At 72.8% G+C, this 19,799-nt stretch carries 18 protein-coding genes, 1 tRNA gene and 1 riboswitch; of the genes, 6 read left to right on the top strand and 13 right to left on the bottom strand.

Going from position 1 to position 19,799, the window contains the following annotated elements:
* Positions 1-307 precede the first annotated feature (307 nt).
* From rplA to FHG10_RS02640, 5 genes are all read right to left on the bottom strand, one after another.
* Positions 308-1,030: a 50S ribosomal protein L1 gene (gene rplA, locus FHG10_RS02660; protein WP_152351764.1), complete on the bottom strand. Its 723-nt coding sequence runs from the start codon at positions 1,028-1,030 to the stop codon at positions 308-310.
* A gap of 5 nt (positions 1,031-1,035) precedes the next feature.
* A complete protein-coding gene (rplK, locus tag FHG10_RS02655) occupies positions 1,036-1,467 on the bottom strand; it encodes a 50S ribosomal protein L11 (protein ID WP_152351763.1) in 432 nt (143 codons plus the stop codon).
* Between the two features lie 217 nt (positions 1,468-1,684).
* The gene (nusG, locus tag FHG10_RS02650) at positions 1,685-2,650 is read right to left on the bottom strand and encodes a transcription termination/antitermination protein NusG (protein WP_152351762.1); all 966 of its coding nucleotides are present in this window, start codon (positions 2,648-2,650) and stop codon (positions 1,685-1,687) included.
* A gap of 70 nt (positions 2,651-2,720) precedes the next feature.
* The gene (gene secE, locus FHG10_RS02645) at positions 2,721-2,993 is read right to left on the bottom strand and encodes a preprotein translocase subunit SecE (protein ID WP_193636171.1); all 273 of its coding nucleotides are present in this window, start codon (positions 2,991-2,993) and stop codon (positions 2,721-2,723) included.
* A gap of 65 nt (positions 2,994-3,058) precedes the next feature.
* Positions 3,059-3,131 (bottom strand) — tRNA-Trp (locus tag FHG10_RS02640).
* Positions 3,132-3,362: 231 nt separating this feature from the next.
* On the opposite strand from FHG10_RS02640, the gene FHG10_RS02635 reads away from it, so the two are divergent.
* Together FHG10_RS02635 and FHG10_RS02630 are read left to right on the top strand one after the other, a co-directional pair.
* On the top strand, positions 3,363-4,652 hold the full coding sequence (locus FHG10_RS02635) for a pyridoxal phosphate-dependent aminotransferase (protein ID WP_152351760.1): 1,290 nt from the start codon (positions 3,363-3,365) through the stop codon (positions 4,650-4,652).
* A complete protein-coding gene (locus FHG10_RS02630; protein WP_152351759.1) occupies positions 4,649-5,689 on the top strand; it encodes an adenosine deaminase in 1,041 nt (346 codons plus the stop codon). The genes FHG10_RS02635 and FHG10_RS02630 overlap by 4 nt, the downstream gene beginning before the upstream one ends.
* A 3-nt stretch (positions 5,690-5,692) precedes the next feature.
* On the opposite strand, the gene galK is transcribed toward FHG10_RS02630, so the two are convergent.
* From galK to FHG10_RS02615, 3 genes are all read right to left on the bottom strand, one after another.
* A complete protein-coding gene (galK, locus tag FHG10_RS02625) occupies positions 5,693-6,901 on the bottom strand; it encodes a galactokinase (RefSeq protein WP_152351758.1) in 1,209 nt (402 codons plus the stop codon).
* A gap of 76 nt (positions 6,902-6,977) precedes the next feature.
* Complete coding sequence (locus FHG10_RS02620; RefSeq protein WP_152351757.1) at positions 6,978-8,105, bottom strand: lactonase family protein; 1,128 nt, start codon at positions 8,103-8,105, stop codon at positions 6,978-6,980.
* On the bottom strand, positions 8,102-9,628 hold the full coding sequence (locus tag FHG10_RS02615; RefSeq protein ID WP_152351756.1) for a threonine/serine exporter family protein: 1,527 nt from the start codon (positions 9,626-9,628) through the stop codon (positions 8,102-8,104). The genes FHG10_RS02620 and FHG10_RS02615 overlap by 4 nt, the downstream gene beginning before the upstream one ends.
* Before the next feature lie 90 nt (positions 9,629-9,718).
* On the opposite strand from FHG10_RS02615, the gene FHG10_RS02610 reads away from it, so the two are divergent.
* Positions 9,719-10,360, top strand: a complete 642-nt coding sequence (locus tag FHG10_RS02610) for a carbonic anhydrase (RefSeq protein ID WP_227487991.1) — start codon at positions 9,719-9,721, stop codon at positions 10,358-10,360.
* Positions 10,361-10,438: 78 nt separating this feature from the next.
* On the opposite strand, the gene FHG10_RS02605 is transcribed toward FHG10_RS02610, so the two are convergent.
* Entirely contained in the window at positions 10,439-10,843 is a 405-nt protein-coding gene (locus FHG10_RS02605) for a DUF3017 domain-containing protein (protein ID WP_152351754.1), read from the bottom strand.
* 217 nt (positions 10,844-11,060) lie between these two features.
* Between FHG10_RS02605 and aspA the strand changes: the two genes are divergently transcribed.
* Positions 11,061-12,587 carry an aspartate ammonia-lyase gene (gene aspA / locus FHG10_RS02600; protein WP_152351753.1) on the top strand — a complete coding sequence of 509 codons (1,527 nt, stop codon included), beginning with the start codon at positions 11,061-11,063 and terminating at the stop codon, positions 12,585-12,587.
* Between the two features lie 88 nt (positions 12,588-12,675).
* Here aspA and ppk2 read toward each other — a convergent pair whose 3' ends face one another.
* The 3 genes from ppk2 to purN form a co-directional block, all read right to left on the bottom strand.
* Positions 12,676-13,581, bottom strand: a complete 906-nt coding sequence (gene ppk2 / locus FHG10_RS02595; RefSeq protein ID WP_152351752.1) for a polyphosphate kinase 2 — start codon at positions 13,579-13,581, stop codon at positions 12,676-12,678.
* Positions 13,582-13,731: 150 nt separating this feature from the next.
* Positions 13,732-15,447, bottom strand: coding sequence for a bifunctional phosphoribosylaminoimidazolecarboxamide formyltransferase/IMP cyclohydrolase (gene purH, locus FHG10_RS02590; protein WP_227487990.1), 1,716 nt, complete (start codon positions 15,445-15,447; stop codon positions 13,732-13,734).
* Positions 15,448-15,520: 73 nt separating this feature from the next.
* A riboswitch (ZMP/ZTP riboswitch) is annotated at positions 15,521-15,599 on the bottom strand.
* A 95-nt stretch (positions 15,600-15,694) separates the two neighbouring features.
* Complete coding sequence (gene purN, locus FHG10_RS02585) at positions 15,695-16,273, bottom strand: phosphoribosylglycinamide formyltransferase (RefSeq protein WP_152351750.1); 579 nt, start codon at positions 16,271-16,273, stop codon at positions 15,695-15,697.
* A 140-nt stretch (positions 16,274-16,413) separates the two neighbouring features.
* Here purN and FHG10_RS02580 point away from each other — a divergent pair, with 140 nt between their 5' ends.
* Positions 16,414-16,830: a hypothetical protein gene (locus FHG10_RS02580; RefSeq protein ID WP_152351749.1), complete on the top strand. Its 417-nt coding sequence runs from the start codon at positions 16,414-16,416 to the stop codon at positions 16,828-16,830.
* Here FHG10_RS02580 and FHG10_RS02575 read toward each other — a convergent pair.
* Positions 16,799-18,286, bottom strand: a complete 1,488-nt coding sequence (locus FHG10_RS02575; RefSeq protein WP_152351748.1) for a cell division protein PerM — start codon at positions 18,284-18,286, stop codon at positions 16,799-16,801. The two genes, FHG10_RS02580 and FHG10_RS02575, sit on opposite strands and share 32 nt — an antisense overlap.
* A 121-nt stretch (positions 18,287-18,407) precedes the next feature.
* Here FHG10_RS02575 and FHG10_RS02570 point away from each other — a divergent pair, with 121 nt between their 5' ends.
* A complete protein-coding gene (locus tag FHG10_RS02570) occupies positions 18,408-19,769 on the top strand; it encodes an isochorismate synthase (RefSeq protein ID WP_152351747.1) in 1,362 nt (453 codons plus the stop codon).
* Positions 19,770-19,799: the final 30 nt, after the last annotated feature.

Genomic DNA, 19,799 nt, shown 5'->3' with positions numbered 1-19,799 from the left:
TCATGGAACGGCCCCGGCGCGACACTCGTGCGTATATCTGCACGGACTGCCGCCACAGGCCGTGCGACGACAATCGACACCGCACCGCACCGTGTGAGGACGGCCGACGGCACGAGGACGACCGACGCGGCGCTGGGCCGCGCGATCCGTCGGCCCGTCGGGCCGTCGTCGCTGCCGAGGAACGAGGAAGCCCCGCACCGACGGATCGGTGCGGGGCTTCGATGCGCGTCCTGCGCGTCGGGCCGACGAGGGTGCGGGGCACCCGTTCGGAAACTCGGCGCGGAACGGCGTCGAGGGACGATGAGTCTCAGGCGGCCTCGTCGGTGTCCTCGGTGAGGTTGCGCGTGCGGTTCACGTCGACCGGGACGCCCGGGCCCATGGTGGTGGACACGGTGATCTTGCTGATGTAGCGGCCCTTCGAGGAGGACGGCTTCAGTCGCAGGATCTCCTCGAGCGCTGCCACGTAGTTCTCGGTGAGCTGCGCATCGGAGAAGGAGACCTTCCCGATGATGAAGTGCAGGTTCGCCGCACGGTCCACGCGGAACTCGATCTTGCCGCCCTTGATGTCGGACACGGCCTTGGCGGTGTCCATCGTGACGGTGCCGGTCTTGGGGTTCGGCATGAGGCCGCGGGGGCCGAGCACGCGGCCCAGCTTCCCGACCTTGCCCATGAGGTTCGGCGTGGCCACGGCCGCGTCGAAGTCGGTCCAGCCGCCGGCGACCTTCTCGACGAGGTCGTCGTCGCCGACCTCGTCGGCGCCCGCCGCCAGAGCGGCCTCGGCCTGCGCACCGGTCGCGAAGACGATCACGCGGGCGGTCTTGCCGGTGCCGTTGGGCAGGTTGACGGTGCCGCGCACCATCTGGTCGGCCTGGCGCGGATCCACGCCCAGGCGCATGGCGACCTCGACGGAGGCGTCGAACTTCGCCGGGGAGGTCTTCTGCGCCAGACGGATCGCGTCCAGCGGCGAGTAGTAGCGGCTCTCGTCGATCTTGGCCGCTGCGTCCTTGTACGACTTGCTCTTGAATGCCATCGTGATCAGCCCTCCACCGTGATGCCCATGGACCGAGCGGTCCCGGCCACGATCTTCGCGGCCGCGTCGATGTCGTTCGCGTTCAGGTCCGGCATCTTCGTCTCCGCGATCTCGCGGACCTGGTCCATCGAGATCTTGCCGACCTTGTCGGTGTGCGGGGTCGCAGAGCCCTTCTGCAGGCCGGCGGCCTTCTTGATCAGCTCGGCGGCCGGCGGCGTCTTGGTCACGAACGTGAACGAGCGGTCCTCGTACACGGTGATCTCGACCGGGATGATGTTGCCGCGCTGGTCGGCCGTCCGGTCGTTGTACGCCTTGACGAACTCCATCATGTTCACGCCGGCAGCGCCGAGCGCGGGACCCACGGGTGGCGCAGGGGTGGCCTGGCCGGCCTGGATCTGGAGCTTGATGATGCTCGCGATCTTCTTCTTGGGAGCCATTGCTCTTCCTTCTGTGGTCGTGGTCCGGGCGGAGCTCATCAAGCTCCTCCCACCTGCGGCTCCCCGGACGGGCCGGGGGCCGGCGGCCGCCCGGCGGGCCGGGCGGCCTGCGGCGCCGTGACGGATCAGGACGCCGATGGCATCCCGACGGATCGGGACGCCGATGGCGCGGGACTCGAGCGCGGGGCTCGAGGGGCTGCGCCGAGCCGGACTCGGATCAGATCTTGGCGACCTGGTCGAAGGCCAGCTCCACCGGGGTCTCGCGTCCGAAGATGGACACGAGGACCTGGAGCTTCTGGTGCTCGCCGTCGATCTCGGAGATCGTGGCGGGCATGGTCTCGAACGGACCGTCCATGACGGTCACGGACTCGCCGACGGCGAAGGCGGGGATCTTCTGCGCGGCGGCGGCGCGCGAGGAGCCGCCCGCGGTGGACGAGCGCTTCTTCTCGGGCAGCCCGATGCTCGGCTCGAGCAGCGAGAAGATCTCGTCGAAGGTCAGCGGGGTCGGGTCGGTCGCGTTGCCCACGAAGCCGGTGACGCCGGGGGTGTCGCGCACGACCCGCCAGGACTCGTCGGTCAGGTCCATGCGCACGAGGACGTACCCGGGGACCCGCACGCGGCGGACGACCTTCTTCTGACCGTTCTTGATCTCGGTCGCATCCTCCATGGGGACCTCGATCTGGAAGATGAAATCCTCCATGTTCTGGGTCTCGATGCGCGTCGTGAGCTGCGTCTTCACGCGGTTCTCGTGACCGGAGTAGGAGTGGACGACGTACCACTCGCCCAGGGCCGAGCGCAGCTGGCGCTTGAGCGCGGCGATCTGCTCCTCGGCGCTCGGGCCCTCGTCGGAGGCCTCCCCGCCCTCGGGGGCGTCGGCCGCGGCGGGAGCGGGCCCCTCGGATGCGGTCCCGTCCGAGGAGTCGTCGTCGGAGGAGCCGCTCTCCGCAGATGCCTCGCCGTCCGCGGGCTCGTCGGCCGGGGCCCCGTCGGAAGCGCCTTCGGCGCCGGCGTCGCCCCCGGTGCTCTGCTCGCCCTCGGCGGCAGCTGCGGCGTCCTCGCCGTCGGCGGCCTCGGGTGTCGCGGAGTCATCGGGACGGCCGGACTCGGGGGACGCGGAGAACGCGAGAGAGGAGTCGACGCCCTCGTAGGTGTCCTCGAAGGAGTCGGACTGGTCGTTCGCCACCGTGAACCTGCTTTCCTACCGGCTGTGGATCGGGTCGGGCGCTTCGGCCCCGCACGCGCTCGGCGCGGACTCAGAGCCCGGAGTCGGGGACCACGAAGGTGATCCGGGACAGCCAGCCGAAGACGAAATCGAGGCCGAACACCAGAAGGATCATCACGAAGACGAACATGAGGACGGTCACCGCGTACACGGCGAGCTCCTTGCGCGTCGGGATGACGACCTTCTTGAGCTCAGCGATGACCTGGCGGACGAACAGGCCGATCGCCACGAACGGGTTCCTGGACCCGTCGTCCTTGCGGCGCCCCTCGTGGGGGGTCGCCGGGGAGGTGTGGCTGGAGCTCACTCTGGTCTGTCCGATCTCGTCGGGTGCATCCGCGTCCGTCCGGACGTCTGGTCCGATCGGACGAGCAGGGCAGACAGGACTCGAACCTGCAACCTGCGGTTTTGGAGACCGCTGCGCTACCAATTGCGCCACTGCCCTTCGCAGGATCTCTCCTGCGAGGTCCTCCCTGGTGGGTTGGTTCCGGGCGGCGCGAGTCCGCCGGACCCTGAGGACCGACGAACAGCATACCCATGACCCGGCGCACGGGCGAATCCCCCGCGTCCCGGATCACACCGGGGACCTGCGCAGGCCGCGCCTCAGACCCGGGCGAGCGGCCGACGGGGCCCGGGCCGGCGCGCGATCTGGCACGTTCACCTGCGCTCTGCCAGGATGTGGAGGGTGAACGAGAACACGCCCTCCGCAGCCTCCCAGCCCTCCCAGACCGCCGCGCCGTCGGCCGCCGCCGGCGCCGGAGGAGGAGCGTCCGCGCGGCGCCTCTCCGCGCGCATCGGGGCGATCGCCGAGTCCGCGACCCTCGCGGTGGACGCGAAGGCGAAGGCGCTGAAGGCAGCCGGGCGTCCGGTCATCGGCTTCGGCGCGGGCGAACCGGACTTCCCGACCCCCGCGCACGTCGTCGCCGCCGCCCAGGACGCCGCCGCCGACCCGCGCAACCATCGCTACAGTCCCGCCGCGGGTCTTCCCGATCTGCGCAAGGCGATCGCCGAGGCGACGCTGCGCACCGACGGCATCGAGGTCGATCCCGCGCAGGTGCTCGTCACCAACGGCGGCAAGCAGGCCGTCTACGAGGCCTTCGCGAGCCTGCTGGACCCGGGCGACGAGGTCATCCTGCCCGCCCCCTACTGGACCACCTACCCCGAGGCGATCCGCCTCGCCGGCGCCCGCGAGGTCGAGGTGCTCTCCGGTGCGGACCAGGACTACCTGCCCACGCTCGCGCAGCTCGAGGCCTCGCGCACCCCCGCGACCCGGGCGATCCTGCTGTGCTCGCCGTCGAACCCGACGGGCTCCGTGATGAGCCGGGCGCAGCTCGAGGAGATCGGCCGCTGGGCGCTCGAGCACGGGATCTGGGTGATCTCCGACGAGATCTACCAGCACCTCACCTACGACGGCGTCCCCTTCGTCTCGATCCTGGATGCCGTGCCCGAGCTCGCCGAGACCACGGTGCTCCTCAACGGGGTCGCCAAGACCTTCGCGATGACCGGCTGGCGCGTGGGCTGGATGATCGGCCCGAAGGACATCGTCAAGGGCGCCTCGAACCTGCAGTCCCACCTCACCAGCAACGTCAACAACGTCGCGCAGCGGGCGGCGCTCGCCGCGCTCACCGGGCCGATGGACGACGTGGAGAGGATGCGCGGGGCCTTCGACCGCCGTCGCCGCGCCATCGTCCAGGCGCTCTCGAGCATCGACGGATTCCGCGTGCCCACCCCGGAGGGCGCCTTCTACGCCTTCCCGGATGTGACAGCGGTGCTGGGCCGCACGATCCGCGGCACGCACGTGGAGACCAGCACCGATCTCGCCGAGGCGATCCTCGAGCACGCCGAGGTCGCGGCCGTCCCGGGCGAGGCCTTCGGCGCCCCCGGGCACCTGCGCTTCTCCTACGCCCTGGCCGACGAGGACCTCGCCGAGGGCATGGAGCGCCTGGCCGCACTGCTCGCCGAGTGAGCACGCCCGCCCGGCGCGACCTCCGGACCCTCCCCAAGGCGCACCTGCACCTGCACTTCACGGGGTCGATGCGCCGGGACACGCTCGTGTCGATGGCCGCCGAGCGCGGCATCCGCCTGCCGCGGATCCTGCACGCCGACGAGGCGCTGCACGTGGACGCCACGCGCCGCGGCTGGTTCCGCTTCCAGCGCCAGTACGACGCCGCGCGCCACGTCGTCGACGGCGAGGGGGCGATGCGCCGGATCGTGCGCGAGGCCGCCGAGGACGACCTCGCGGAGGGCTCCGGTCGGCTCGAGCTGCAGGTCGACCCCACGGGCTACGCGGGGCACGTCGGCGGCATCACCCCGGCGCTCGAGATCGTCCTCGACGAGGCCGAGCGCACCGAGCGCGCCCTGGGTCTGAGCATCGGGATCGTGGTCGCCGCCTCCCGCACGCGCCATCCGCTGGACGCGCGCACCCTCGCGCGGCTGGCCGCGCGCAACGCCGATCGCGTGGTCGGCTTCGGCCTCTCGAACGACGAGCGCCGCGGCGCGACCTCGGAGTTCGCGCCGGCGTTCCGCATCGCCCGCGAGGCGGGGCTGGCCTCGGTGCCGCACGGCGGCGAGCTGCTGGGGCCCGACCATCTCCGCGAGGTCGTCGACCATCTGCATCCCGATCGGCTCGGCCACGGGGTGCGATCGGCCGACGACCCGCGCCTGCTCGAGCGCCTCGCCGGTCAGGGCGTGGGACTCGAGGTGTGCCCCGCCTCGAACGCGGCGCTCGGGGTGTACCCCTCGGCCGGGGACGTGCCCCTGCGGCGGCTGCGGGAGGCGGGAGCGCAGATCGCGCTGGGTGCCGACGACCCGCTGCTGTTCGGCTCGCGGCTGCTCGCGCAGTACGAGATCGCACGGGAGGCGGGCTTCTCCGACGCCGAGCTCGCGGGCCTCGCGGCCGACTCGATCCGCCTCTCGCGGGCCGACGCGGCGACCCGCGAACGCCTGCTCGCCGGGGTCGGGGCGTGGCTCGACGCGGAGCCGAGCGTCCGCTCCCTCGGCTGAGCCTCAGCGGTCCTGGCCGGCGCCGTCCTCCGGGAGGGCGAGGAAGAACGCCGGGGAGCCGAGGCCCTCGCGGGCGAAGGCATCGGCGATCGCCCGGGCGACGTCCTGGGCGGCGTCCGCCTCCACCAGGGCGATCGTCGAGCCGCCGAATCCGCCGCCGGTCATGCGGGAGCCGTGCGCTCCGGCCGCTCGGGCGGCGTCCACGGCGACGTCGAGCGCGGGGACGGTGACCTCGTAGTCGTCGCGCAGGGAGTCGTGGGAGGCGTTCAGCAGGGCGCCGAGCTGCGCGACGCCCTCGCGGACGCTGCCGCGCTCGAGCAGCGCGTCGAAGTCCCGCACGCGCTGGATCTCCGTGATCACGTGCCGCGCGCGGCGGCGGACCACGTCGTCGTCGATCCGGCCCAGGGCCTCGTCGAGACCCGCCGGATCGATGTCGCGCAGGGTCTCCACGCCCAGGATCTCCGCCGCGCGCTCGCTGTCACGGCGACGGTCGGCGTACTCGCCGCCGGCATGGGAGTGCTCTGCGCGGGTGTCGGTGATGAGCAGCGCGAGGCCCTGGCCGGCGAGGTCCCAGGCCACGGTGGTGGTCGAGAAGTCGCGACAGTCCAGCACCAGCGCGCAGCCCTCGCGGGCGAGCACCGAGGCGGACTGGTCGAGGCCGCCCGTCGAGGCGCCCACGAAGTCGTTCTCGGCGGAGATGCAGGCGCGCACGCGCTCGAGGGGCGTCGTCCCCAGCGTCAGCAGCGACTCCAGGGCCTCGGCGCTCGCGCACTCGACGGACGCGCTCGAGGAGAGCCCGGAGCCCAGCGGCACATGCCCGTCGAGGTAGATGTCCACGCCCTGCTGGACGGCGCCGCTGATGAAGGGGCGCAGCGCCCACAGCACACCGGTCACGTAGGCGGGCCAGCCCTCGACGGCGCCCGGGGCGAGATCCCCGGCCTGTCCCTCGAAGACGACCTCGCTCTGGGCGGAGCGCACGCGCACCAGGTCCGTGGGCGTGCGGGCCGCGGCGACGAAGCAGCGGTGCGAGATCGCCATCGGCAGGCACAGGCCGTCCTGGTAGTCGACGTGCTCGCCGATGATGTTCACGCGGCCCGGGGCGGACCACACGCCATCGGGCTCGTATCCGAAGGCTTCGGCGAAGGCGCGGGCGGTGGCGTCCACGGCCTCGCCGCGATCGGGGGCCTCGAGGATGACGGCGTCGCTCGACATGGGGGTGCGGTTCCTTCTGGTCGGGGGTCGGCCCGTGCGGGCCGGTCTCTGGTTCCGCCCTCGCGAGCGGCGGGGCTCAGGGGCGCGGGGCCAGGCAGCTGACGGACGGCGAGGGGATCGGATCGGAGACGATCCTGAGGTCCCGGCCGTCGAAGCGCAGGACATCGATGCGGTCCGCCTCCTGCGCGGCGACCAGGATATGCCCCTGCGCCTGGGTGAAGTGGCGCGGGTGGGCGCCCACCCCGATCTCGGAGACCAGCTGCGGTGCGATCTGGCCGCGGTCGAGCACGCTGAGGGTGTTCGGGCCGCGGTTGGCGACCAGCAGATGGTGCTCGTCGGCCGTGAGCTCGAGATGGGACACGGCGTTCTCCCCCTCGAGGCCGCTCGCGGGGACGCTCGAGGAGACCTTCCAGCTGGCCTCGATCGAGGACCCGTCGCCCACGAACTGCCGTTCGGTGCTGCCGGGCCTGGCGCGCACGGCGGTCGCGATGCGGCCGTTGAGCTCGCAGGAGACGTGCAGCTCGGAGCTCTCGTGGTCGGCTGCGAGGTGCCGGGGCCCGCTCCCCCGCTCGAGCGCGATCTCCGCGGCCAGATCGATGTGCCCGTCGATGTCCTGCCGGTAGAGCATCACGCGGTCCAGGCCCAGGTCCGGCACGGCGACGAGGTCGGTGCCGGGCAGGAGCACGGCCTGGTGGGGGTGGGCGGCGCGCCCCTCGCCGAAGTCGCCGTGGTCGTCCTCGTCGATGAGCGAGACGGGGATGCCGTCCTCGTCGAGCGCGAGCGTCTCGACGCTGCCCGAGCCGTACTGGGCGACGATGAGGGTGCGGCCGTCGGGCCCCAGGGCGAGATGGCAGCCGCCCTCCCCGCGCAGGGCGATGTCCGCGACGGTCCCGAGGGAGGAGAGGTCCTCGCTCGGGCGCAGCGCGAGCACGTGGGTGGGGCTGGTCTCGGTGACCGCGTACAGCAGCGCGCCGTCCTCGCTCCAGAGGACGAACGAGGGGTCCGGGACCTCGGCGCGGGCGAGGACCTCGGCGCGGGCGAGGACCTCGACGCCGCCGACGGGCCCGTCGGACCCGGTCGAGTCGTCGGACGCGGTCGATGCATCGCTCCCCGCGCCCGGGGACCATCGCAGCAGCTCGATGCCGCTGCCCCGGCCGGACCCGGAGGTCGAGTAGCAGCCCGTGGCGAGGAGTGTGGTGGTCATCGGTCCTCCTGGGTGGGGGCGTCGCTCCGTCGCGCGCCGTCGGTGGTGCCGGATCCGCCGTGGCCGCTCGGACCGCCCACGGCCCCTGAGGGAGCGTCGAGATCGAGCTCCTGCTGGAGGTCGTGGAGGACCGACGGCGGCAGGGCCGACATCTCTCCGGTCATCGTAGAGGGTTCGATGCGGCCCGCGTCGCGCCGACGGCGCCGAGGGAGCGTCAGACGACGACGGCGAGGCGTCTGGAAGGGCGTCGCGACGACGGGCGTGAACGCCCAGCCCGCCGCGCCGCGACGGCTCAGCACGCGGGTCGCGAGCAGCTGGCCGAGCACGGCGCCCGCGGCGATCGCCACGGCGATCTCCGCCGCGCTGAACAGCTCGGCGCCGCCGCGGCCGATGTCCTCGCTCAGCGCGAGCAGCCCGCGGTAGATGCGGCTGCCGGGCACCAGCGGGATGATCCCGCCCATCATCAGGGCGAGCGCGGGGGCGCGCACCCGACGGGCCACGAGCACGGCGAGCACGCCGACCGCGAACGCCGCGCACGCGGAGGCCCAGACGCGGTCGAACACGAACTCGGTGAGCAGGTAGACGACGACCGCGGAGACCGAGGAGACCATGGCCATCCAGCCCAGCACCCGGGCCGGGGTGAAGGTGCCGACGGCGAAACCGAGGCCCATCACGGCGCCGGAGACGGCGGCCGCGACCAGGGAGGCCAGGGTCACGGGCGCGGACGCCTCGACCGAGATGTGGAGGCCGAGCAGCTCCGCCCCGAGGAGCCCGGCGCGCACGCCCACCACGATGCCCACGGTGAGCATGAGCGTCTCCAGGATGCGGGCCGACGCGGTGACGTACCAGCCGGTGATCGCATCCTGCATGGACCCGATCGAGGCGAGCCCCGCGAGCAGCACGATGATGCAGGCCACCACCACGATGGCCGAGTTCTGGGCGGGTGCGAGGGCGTGCAGCACCACGGCCACGACGACCCCGATGAGCCCGCCCGCGGCCTGCCCGAAGAACATGGGGATCTGGCGCGCCGCCATCACCTCGGTGAGGGCGACCAGGGCGCCGCTGGCGAGGGTGGCGGTGAGCACCACGAGTATCGTGCCCCCGAAGCTGAAGGCCGCGGCACCGCCCATCACCGCGAACCCCAGGAACGCGAGCCACCGCGGATAGTGCGGTCTCTGCTGCGGGATCGAGCGGACCTGGACGAGCGCCTCCTCGAGGCTCACGGTGCCCAGGATGTAGTGCTCGGTCACCTCCTCGAAGGCCGAGAGGCGCGCGAAGTCCTGCACGCGGCTGCCGGTCGCGCGGATCCTCGTGAACGGCGTCGAGTAGTCGTCGGGGAGGTAGGACAGCGACACCTGGTTGAAGGTGACCTCCACCACGACATCACGGAGACCCGAGGAGCTGATGATCCTCAGCACGGTCGCCGTGACCTCGGAGGCGGCGGCTCCGTTGCTCAGCAGACCCTCGCCGACGCGCATGGCGAGGTCGAAGACGGAGTGCAGGCGGACGATGTCGGTGGGCACGGCCCGAATCGTGTCACACTGACGGGCGCCCGCGCGCCACCCCTCCGACGGATGACCCTGCGCGCACGGCTCCTCGGAAGGAAGACATCTGTGAACGACTCCGACGCGACCGGCGCGAACCCCGCGTCCTCGGCCCCCTCCCCCTCCGCGACCCCGGAGCAGGCGTTCACCGCGCTGCTCGAGGGCAACCGGCGGTTCGTCGACGGCGATGTGCTGCACCCGCACCAGGACGAGGCGCGCAGGCGCCTGCTCGAGACGGGCCAGGCCCCCTACGCCTCGGTGCTGGGGTGCTCGGACTCCCGCGTGCCCGTCGAGCTGCTGTTCGACCAGGGCTTCGGCGACGTGTTCGTCTCCCGCAACGCGGGCCACGTCCTGGGACGCTCGATGCAGGCATCGGTCGAGTTCGCCGTCGCCGTGCTGGGCGTGCGGGTCGTGCTGGTGCTGGGCCATGAGTCCTGCGGCGCCGTCGGCGCGACCGTCGAGGCGATCCAGGAGGGCACCCAGCTGCCCGGTGAGATGCCGATCCTCGTCGAGCACGTGCGCGACCACCTCGATCCCGAGGACCCCGCCGCGCACGCCGTCGAGGCCCACGTGCTGGGCACCCTCGACGAGCTGCGCGAGCGCTCGAGCATCGTGCGCGAGGCCGAGGAGCGCGGGGAGATCGTGCTGTCGGGCGCCGTCTACGGGCTCACGGGCGGCGCCGTGCGCGTGGTCAGCGGACCGGAGGCCTGAGGGCGGGGCCCGACGGGGCTCGACCCGTCGGGGCTCGGCCCGTCGGGCCCGACATCGAGCGCCCGGCGACCGGCGTGCTCAGAGGTTGGGCGCCGCGGAGAGCACCGCGAGGCCGCCTGCGAGCACGAGCATCACGAGCACGTCCAGCCCCCGCGAGCGCACCACGAGCGCCCCGAGCAGCGAGGCCGGCAGGCACGCCCGCAGCAGGGCGACCACGAGCAGCATCGCGGCGAGCGAGCGACCGGCCACGACGGCACTGGTGAACGCGCCGAACCCGAGGATCGCCACGAGCGCGATGAGCGCGAGCAGCAGGAGGGTCTGACGGCGCAGCCCCTCGCCCAGCGGCACCCGGCGCGGGCCGCGCGGGGCGGAGCCGACGGCATCGGCGTGGGCGTCGTGCCCCGCGTCGGCGTGCGCTCCGTGCCCCGCGCCGGCGCCCGCCTCGGGGCCGACGCCGGGACCCGGGGACCTGCTCGGCGACATGCGCGCCATCGTACGGGCTGAGGATGAGCACGGGGTCCGCGACCGGCGGGGCCGCGTGCGCCGGCCCCCGACGCACGGCTGTCCCGTCGGCGGGACGATCTGCGCATCGGCCCCGCACCGTCCGCGCCGCACCCGGCGCGTCGTTCCCCGCCCGTCTAGGGTGGGGACGGGCCGTCGAGGACGTCGGCCCGAGCCGCGATCCGAGGAGAAGCATCCGATGACCACCCCGTCTGCGCCCGAGACCGCCGCACCCGGTCGACTGGAGCACGACCTGCTGGGAGACCGCGAGGTCCCCGGTGACGCCTACTACGGCATCCAGACCCTGCGGGCGCAGGAGAACTTCCGCATCACCGGTGTCCCGGTCTCCCACTTCCCGGAGCTCATCGTCGCCCTCGCCCACGTCAAGCGGGCGGCCGCCCGCGCGAACCATGAGCTGGGCGCGCTCGACGACGAGCGCGCCGCCGCGATCGAGCAGGCCTGCCAGGAGATCGCGGACGGCCAGCTGCACGAGCAGTTCGTGGTCGACGTGATCCAGGGCGGCGCCGGCACGAGCACCAATATGAACGCCAACGAGGTCATCGCGAACCGCGCCCTGGAGATCATGGGGCACGCCAAGGGCGAGTACGAGCATCTGCACCCCAACAACCACGTGAACCTCGCCCAGTCCACCAACGACGTGTATCCGACGGCCGTCCGCCTCGCGCTGCTGCTGAGCTTCCCGAAGCTCGCCGACGCCATGGACGGCCTCATCGTCGCGCTGCGCGAGAAGGGCGACGAGTTCGCGGACGTCCTGAAGATGGGTCGCACGCAGATGCAGGACGCCGTGCCGATGACGCTCGGCCAGGAGTTCCACGCCTGGGCCACCACGATCTCCGAGGACATCGAGCGCCTGACCCGCACCGGCCGCCTGTTCAAGGAGATCAACCTGGGTGCGACGGCGATCGGCACGGGCATCACCACCGACCCCCGCTATGCGCAGCTCGCGGCGGCGGACCTCTCCGAGATCTCCGGCGTGGACTTCGTGGTCGCCGACGACCTCGTGGAGGCCACGAGCGACACGGGCGCGTTCGTCACCTTCTCCGGCGTGCTCAAGCGCATCGCGGTGAAGATCTCCAAGATCTGCAACGACCTGCGCCTCCTGAGCTCCGGCCCCCGCGCGGGGCTCGCCGAGATCCGCCTGCCCGCGGTGCAGCCCGGCAGCTCGATCATGCCCGGCAAGGTGAACCCCGTGATCCCGGAGGTCGTCAACCAGGTCGCCTTCGAGGTCATCGGCAACGACCTCACCGTGACCTTCGCCGCCGAGGCCGGGCAGCTGCAGCTGAACGCCTTCGAGCCCGTGATCGCCTTCAACATCCTCGAGTCGATGCTCTCGATGACCCATGCGATGTCGACCCTCGCCGACCGCTGCGTGCGCGGCATCGAGCCCAACCACCAGGTGCTCGAGGACTACGTGGAGCGCTCGATCGGCGTGGTCACCGCCCTCGTGCCGGTGATCGGCTACGCCGCCGCGACCGACGTCGCGCGCACCGCTCTCGAGACGGGCCGGCCCGTCCGCGACCTGGTGCTCGAGGCAGGGCTGCTGGACGAGGCGCACCTGAGCGCACTGCTCTCCCCCACCATGATGACCCGCCCCCATCGTCCGACGCCGACCGGCACCATCCCCGTGGTCGACCCGGCCACGGACTCCGGCGAGGTGCCGCGCATGGTGGCCGACGACAATGCGGTGACCGAGACGGGTCGCTGACAGCGCCCGTGCCCGATGCGCGAGGCCCCGAGGAGCAGTGCTTCCCGGGGCCTCGCGCATCCTCGCCCTCGCCGAAGGCGGATGCCGACTACTCGTCGGCCTCCTCCTTCTTGCCGCGCATGACGAGCTTGGGGTCGGGCACCCCGACGACGTCGTGGTCCTTGCCCTCGTACTCGAACTGGGAGAGGAAGTAGCGCATCGCATTGAGGCGTGCGCGCTTCTTGTCGTTGGAGCGGATGATCGTCCACGGCGCGTACTTCTTGTCCGTGCGGCGGAACATCTCCTCCTTGGCCTCCGTGTAGGCCTCCCAGCGGTCCAGCGACTCCAGGTCCATCGGGGACAGCTTCCAGCGCCGCACCGGGTCCAGCTGGCGGATCGCGAAGCGGGTGCGCTGCTCGCGCTGGGAGACGGAGAACCAGAGCTTGGTGAGGTGGATGCCGGAGTCCACGAGCATGCGCTCGAACAGAGGCGCCTGGTTCATGAACCCCTCGTACTCCTCATCGGTGCAGAAGCCCATCACGCGCTCGACGCCGGCGCGGTTGTACCAGGAGCGGTCGAACAGCACCATCTCGCCCTCGGTGGGGAGGTGCTGGATGTAGCGCTGGAAGTACCACTGGCCCTTCTCGCGGTCGCTGGGCTTGTTCAGCGCGACCACGCGCGCGGTGCGCGGGTTGAGGTGCTCGGTGAAGCGCTTGATCGTGCCGCCCTTGCCGGCGGCGTCCCGGCCCTCGAAGATGATGATCGACTTCTGGTCGTTGTCCTCGAGCCAGTACTGGTACTTCAGCAGCTCGACCTGCAGGCGGTACTTCTCGAGCTCGTACTCGTCGCGATCCATGCGCGTGTCGTACGGGTACCCCTCCTGCCAGGTGTACACCGGGTTGCCCTGCGGGTCGATGAGATCGGGATCGGGCGTGTGCCCGTCGGCCACGGTGTACCCCTCGTCCCTCAGATGCTCGATGTACTCCCTGAGGTTCTGGTTGTCGGGGACCTTCACGCGACTCTCCTTCGGACATCCGGACGCTCTCGCAGGAGCGGCCGGGATCGGCTTGCTCCCCAGGGTATGCGGCGCATCTGTCCGGCGGGTGAACTCGACCGCAGTCGGACGCGGCGGGGCCACCGCGCGAAGGCGGTGGCCCCGTGCGGATCAGTGCGCGAAGTGGCGGGTCCCCGTGAGGTAGAGGGTCACTCCCGCCGCGCGGCAGGCCTCGATGACCTCCTCGTCGCGGATGGAGCCGCCGGGCTGCACGATCGCGCTCACGCCCGCGTCGATGAGGATCTGGGCGCCGTCCGCGAAGGGGAAGAAGGCGTCGGACGCCGCGACCGCTCCGCGGGCCCGCTCGGGCGCCTGCTCGCCTTCGAGGTGCTCACCCAGGGTGTTGGCGCGCTGCACGGCCAGACGGCAGGAGTCCAGGCGGTTGACCTGGCCCATGCCGATGCCGACGGCCGCGAGGCCCTTGGCCAGCAGGATCGCGTTGGACTTCACCGCGCGCACCGAGCGCCACGCGAAGACGAGGTCGGCGAGGGTCTTCTCGTCGGCCGCCTCCCCCGCGGCGAGGGTCCAGCCGGCGGCCTCGTCCCCTCGGGCCTGGTACGCGTCGGACTCCTGGATCAGGGAGCCGCCCCAGATCTGCCGGATCTCGACGCCGCCGCGGGGACGGTCGGCGATCCGCAGGATCCGCAGGTTCTTCTTCGTGCGCAGCAGCTCGAGAGCTTCGTCCTCGTATGCGGGGGCCAGGATGACCTCGGTGAACACGGGCTTGACCTGCTTGGCCATCGCGAGGGTCACAGGGCGGTTGGTCGCGATCACGCCGCCGTAGGCGGAGAGCGGGTCGGTGCCGTGGGCGCGCGCGTGCGCGGCGGCCAGATCCTCGTCCTCGGTCGCGACGGCGATGCCGCAGGGGTTGTTGTGCTTCATGACGACCACGCAGGGCTGGTCGTGGTCGCAGGCGGCGCGGGTGGCGGCGTCGGCGTCCACGTAGTTGTTGAAGCTCATGGCCTTGCCGCCGAGCTGCTCCGCGCCGGCCAGGCCGGGGTTCTCGTCGTCGATGACGGCGACGCGGGCGCGCTGGTGCGGGTTCTCGCCGTAGCGCAGGGTGCGCAGGCCCGCCTCGGCGGCCTCCTCGTCGTCCATCTCCAGGAGGTACGCCGGGGAGTCGGCGTCGTCGGCGGCGGGATCGGCGTCCACGGCCTCGGAGACTCCACCGTCGGCCCCGCGGAGGGCCCCGGCGCCGTGGGCGGAGGGGTCGTCGGCGTCGGGCCCGTCGAGCTGGCCGAGCATCCAGTCGCTGATCGCGGTGTCGTACTCGCTGGTGCGGCCGAAGGCGATGGTCGCGAGCTCCTGGCGCTCGTCGAGGGTGAAGCCGCCGCGCGTGGCGGCGCGGCCGGCGCGCGCGTAGTCCTCGGGGTCGACCACGACCGCGACGGAGGCGAAGTTCTTCGCCGCGCCGCGCACCATCGACGGACCGCCGATGTCGATCTTCTCGATGATCTCGTCGAAGGCGCCGCCCGCGGCGACGGTCTCCTCGAAGGGGTACAGGTTCACGACGACGAGGTCGAAGGGCTGGATCTGCTGATCCTCGAGCTGGGAACGATGGTCCTCGAGCCGCAGGTCGGCGAGGATCCCGCCGTGGATGCGCGGGTGGAGGGTCTTCACGCGCCCGTCGAGCATCTCGGGACTGCCGGTGACCTCGGCGACGTCGGTGACGGCGAACCCGGCCTCGCGGATGGTGCTGGCGGTGGAGCCGGTCGAGACGATCTCGACGTCGGCCTCGGAGAGGGCGCGGGCCAGGTCCGTCAGACCCGTCTTGTCGAAGACGGAGACCAGGGCGCGGCGGATGGGACGGCGGTCGGTGGAGCTCACGGAGCGTTCTCCTCGCGGATCGGTGCGGTGCGGTCGGTGCGGCGGTCGCGCGGATGCGATCGCCGCCATCACATGCGGGCACCCAGGCGGTCGATGCCCACGATCGTCACTCCCCGGTGGTCCGCCCACCTGCGCCAGTCGTGTGGGGACAGTGTATCCGGGGACGGTGCGAGGCCCACGGGCGGAACCGGGGAGGAGTCCGACGGGCGGAACGGAGGGAGAAGGCCGCCGGTCGGACCTGCCGGGATCAGCGGGCGAACGAGCGCGAGAGCTCGTGCACCACGTCGACGAGCATCTCGCGCTCGACGACCTTGATGCGCTCGTGGAGCGACTCCTCGGTGTCGTCGGGCAGGACGTCCACGGCGCGCTGGGCGAGGATCCGCCCGGTGTCGACGCCCGGGTCGACCTCGATGACGCTGGCCCCGCTCACCTTCACCCCGTGGGCGAGGGCGTCGCGCACCCCGTGGGCCCCGGGGAAGGACGGAAGCAGGGCGGGATGCGTGTTGACGATGCGCCCGGGCCGAGACTCGAGCAGCGGCGGGCCGATGAGCTTCATGAAGCCGGCGAGCACCACGAGATCCGGCGAGAGGGCGGCGACCTCACGGGCCAGGGCCTCGTCCCAGGCCGCGCGATCAGGGTGATCGCCCATCCGGACGACGGCCGTCGGCACCCCCGCGCTGCGCGCATGCGCGAGGCCGGAGGCGGCGCGGTCGGCGATCACGCCGACGATCTCGAAGGGGCACTCCCGCTCCTCCTGCGCGGCGAGGAGCGCGGCGAGATTGCTGCCGGTGCCGGAGATGAGGACGACGATGCGTGCTGGAGCCACGGGACAACCCTACGGGGAGCGGGCCGGGGCGAGCGCGGGCGTCCGGGCGGCGTGCGTGGGACGGCGCGCGAGGGGACGGCGACCGAGGCGCACGGCACGGGACGTGCGGGCCCCGGGCGCGCAGCGGGCACAATGGTCGGGTGAGCAGTCCCGCGCCCGAGCCCCCCGCCCCACCCGAGTCGACCCTGCGCTATCGCCGGATCCTGACCCGGCTGCTCGTGTCCCTGCTGGCCTCGTGGGTGCTGATGATGCTGCCGCTGCCGTGGTCGCTGCTCGCCGGCGTCGCGGGGATCGTCACGGGCGTGCTGCTGGTGCGGCTCGTGATCGCCGCCTGGAAGGACCGCCGGCCGGCGATGGCCGTGGTGTCCGCGGTGGTGGGCGTCCCCGCGGTGTTCATGATCGTGCTCGGCTCGGTGACCGGGGCGATCTTCTACGGCCCGATGTCGCAGCTCGAGCAGTGCCGGGACGAGGCGCTCACCCAGCAGGCGCAGGATGCGTGCCGGGACGAGGTGCAGAGCTCGGTGCTCAGCTGGATGGAGGGTCTGACGGGGTCCTGACCGAGGCGTCGGCGTCCTGGACGCCGGCGGGCCCGTCGTCGGTGGGTTCCGCGCGGGAGCTCCCGCGGAATCCCTCGGCCCGGTGCTCATGGGAGCTCCCGCTCCCGTTCTCGCGGGACTCGGCCGCCTCCACGCGGCCGCGCAGCCCCGCCCACCGGGCGCGCGCCCAGGGCAGGGCCGGCGTGAGGCACACCGCGGCGACGGCGGCGGTGGGCACCACGACGATCCCCAGCAGCGGCAGCAGCAGGGAGCCAATCCGCGGCCCCAGCGTCTCCAGCGAGCCGTCGCCGATGCCGCCGGTGGCGAGACCCGCGATGAGCAGCACGAGCAGCAGCAGGGCGACCGCGTAGGCGACGAGGGCCACCAGGCGCTCGCGCAGCACCGGCTCCGCGGAGGCGCCGTCGATCTCCTCCCCCACCAGATCGCGGCACAGGCGGATCGCGCCGAGCGCGACCGCGACCACGGGCAGCACGAGCAGCAGGCGCGTCCACCACGGCGCGGTGCCCGGGTCCGGCACGATGCCCAGCAGCGGGAGGGCCGGCATCACCGTGGTCTCGACGCCCGCCAGGCTGATCACGCTGCCCGCCCCGAGCGTGACCGCGCCGCCGAGGATGATCACGAGCACCCACACGACGATCAGCGGGAACAGGGCGAGCTGCAGCAGCAGGAGCACCACGGATCCCCAGAAGCCCGCGTGCAGGGACTCGTGCAGCGAGGCCACGGCGCCGAAGCGCACGGCGACCATCGCCGTGCACACGAGCGCCGCGGAGGCGGCGAGGCCCGCGAGCGCGATCAGCACCGCCCGGGCGACGGAGCCGTAGGGGGCGGGGAGGAGCGAGAGGATGCGCACCTCGGGCACGCCTCCGCCGCCGCGCCGGCGCAGAGCGAAAAGCGCGCCGGCGAGGCCGCCGACCACGGAGACCAGCGCCCCGGAGACCACTGCGGAGGGCACCACCGCATGCACGAGCGTGCTGCGGGCGATCGCGGCGAGCACGCCGAGCCCGACGGTGTAGACGACCACGAGGGTGCCCAGGCACATGCCTCCGTCGCGCAGGGCTCGAGCCCGCAGGGCGCCGTCGGCCGAGATGGGACGGAGGCGACGCACCGCGCGCCGGGCCGCGAGGGCGACGACCACGAGCAGCACGATCGTGAGCCCGAAGGGCATCACGGCGATCGAGCCGGTGACCGAGCCCGCCTGCAGCAGCAGGCTGCCGCCGTGCCCCAGCACGAGCGCGTCCAGGGCCAGCAGGATCGCACCGAGCACGCCGAGGGATCCCTGGGCGGAGGAGAGCTGGGCGACGAGCGCCGGGACCACGGTGATCGCGAGGCCCGTGGCGAGTGCGCTGAGGGCCGCGAGCGCCCCCGCGAGCACCGGGGAGTCCAGCCGCACGTCGCCCCGGTCCGCGCGGGTCCGGTCCTCGCGAGCCCTGCCGCCGCCTCCGCCGTTGCCTGCCACGTCCACCTCTGTCCTGGTCCGGTCCCGGTCGGGTCGCCCCGTCCACCGCGGGCGCGCTCCACTGTGACCCGCAGAGCGCGGCAAGTCCAGCGCGCAGGGTACGTGTCGCATAATCGTGCTGATGCCCACCTCAGACCCCGTCCCCGATCCGTCCGCCGTCGCCGCGCACACCGCGCCCGGTGCGCCCAGCGCGCACGCCGGGTCCGCCGCGACGCCCGCCCTGCGCGTGCGCACCCTGCGCCTCGAGGACGAGATCGACCTGCCCGCACACCTGCCGCGCGACCTCACCGCCGCCTGGCTGCGCCACGGCCAGGGCATGGTGGGTATCGGCATCGCCTGGACCTGCACCACGAGCGGCCCGGAGCGCTTCGAGGACGCCTCCGCCCGCTTCCGCGAGCTCGCCGCGGCGGCCCGCATCGACGACGAGGTCGGCACCCGCGGCAGCGGACTCATCGCCTTCGGGAGCTTCTCCTACTCCGCGAGCTCCCCGCGCCCCTCCACGCTGCTGGTGCCCCGCGCGATCCTCGGAGTGCTCGACAACGATCCTTTCCTCACCCTCGTCGACGTGCTCGACGAGCAGGAGGAGGCGCCGGACGCGACCGGCGCCGCCCCGACGGACTGGCGGGACCTGTTCCCGTCGACGCCGCGCGCCGAGCGCACGCGCGTGCAGATCGACCCCGACCACACGCCCGACGAGTACCAGGAGCTGGTGCGCCGCGCGCTCGGGATGATCGAGGAGGGCCGCGCGCAGAAGATCGTGCTCTCGGAGTCCTCGACCGTGCACCTCGAGCAGGCGCAGCCGGTGGCGACCCTGCTGCGCCGCCTCGCCGAGTCCTACCCGACCACCTGGGTCTACCACCTGTCCGACGTCATCGGCGCGACCCCGGAGATGCTGGCCGACACCGAGCACGGACGGCTCTTCAGCCGCGTCCTCGCCGGCAGCCGGCCGGTCGCCGAGGGCTCGGAGCTCGCCGAGCCGGACCGTCGTGCCTTCCGCAGCGACGCCAAGGAGCTGGCCGAGCACGCCTTCGCGATCGACTCGGTGACCTCGCGCCTGGCGGACCTCACCACGGAGATCACCGCCTCCGCCGAGCCGTTCGTGCTGCGGCTCCCCGGCCTCGAGCATCTCGCCTCGGACGTCGCGGGCGAGCTGCGCGAGGGCGTCACGAGTCTGGACGTGGCGGGCCGGCTGCACCCGTCGGCAGCCGTGAGCGGCACCCCGAGGGAGGCGGCCGACGCCGCGATCGCCGAGCTCGAGGTCCGGGACCGCGGCGGCTACGCCTCTCCCGTGGGCTGGATGGACGCCGAGGGCGACGGGCAGTGGGCGATCGCACTGCGCATGGCCCACCTGGAGACGCCCACTCGGGTGCGGGTGCAGTCCGGCGGCGGTCTCGTCGCGGGATCGGACCCCGTGCTCGAGCACGCCGAGGCGCTCGCGAAGTCCCGGCCCGTCCTGCGCGCCATCGGCCGCCCCGAGGACTGAGAGCCCGCCGGGCCTCCCCCGCGTCGGTCC

It is taken from the genome of Brachybacterium subflavum (assembly GCF_009299795.1).
GTDB classification, from domain to species: Bacteria; Actinomycetota; Actinomycetes; order Actinomycetales; family Dermabacteraceae; genus Brachybacterium; species Brachybacterium subflavum.
The sequence above is the reverse complement of the archived record's forward strand: the minus strand, read 5'-3'. Positions and strand labels throughout refer to the sequence as shown.

Coding starts and splice junctions, on each gene's coding strand:
- FHG10_RS02605 (WP_152351754.1), bottom strand. CDS start 10,843: ATGTCGCCGAGCAGGTCCCCGGGTCCCGGCGTCGGCCCCGAGGCGGGC.
- galK (WP_152351758.1), bottom strand. CDS start 6,901: ATGTCGAGCGACGCCGTCATCCTCGAGGCCCCCGATCGCGGCGAGGCC.
- rplA (WP_152351764.1), bottom strand. CDS start 1,030: ATGGCATTCAAGAGCAAGTCGTACAAGGACGCAGCGGCCAAGATCGAC.
- rplK (WP_152351763.1), bottom strand. CDS start 1,467: ATGGCTCCCAAGAAGAAGATCGCGAGCATCATCAAGCTCCAGATCCAG.
- FHG10_RS02570 (WP_152351747.1), top strand. CDS start 18,408: ATGCCCACCTCAGACCCCGTCCCCGATCCGTCCGCCGTCGCCGCGCAC.
- FHG10_RS02635 (WP_152351760.1), top strand. CDS start 3,363: ATGTGGAGGGTGAACGAGAACACGCCCTCCGCAGCCTCCCAGCCCTCC.
- aspA (WP_152351753.1), top strand. CDS start 11,061: ATGACCACCCCGTCTGCGCCCGAGACCGCCGCACCCGGTCGACTGGAG.
- FHG10_RS02620 (WP_152351757.1), bottom strand. CDS start 8,105: ATGACCACCACACTCCTCGCCACGGGCTGCTACTCGACCTCCGGGTCC.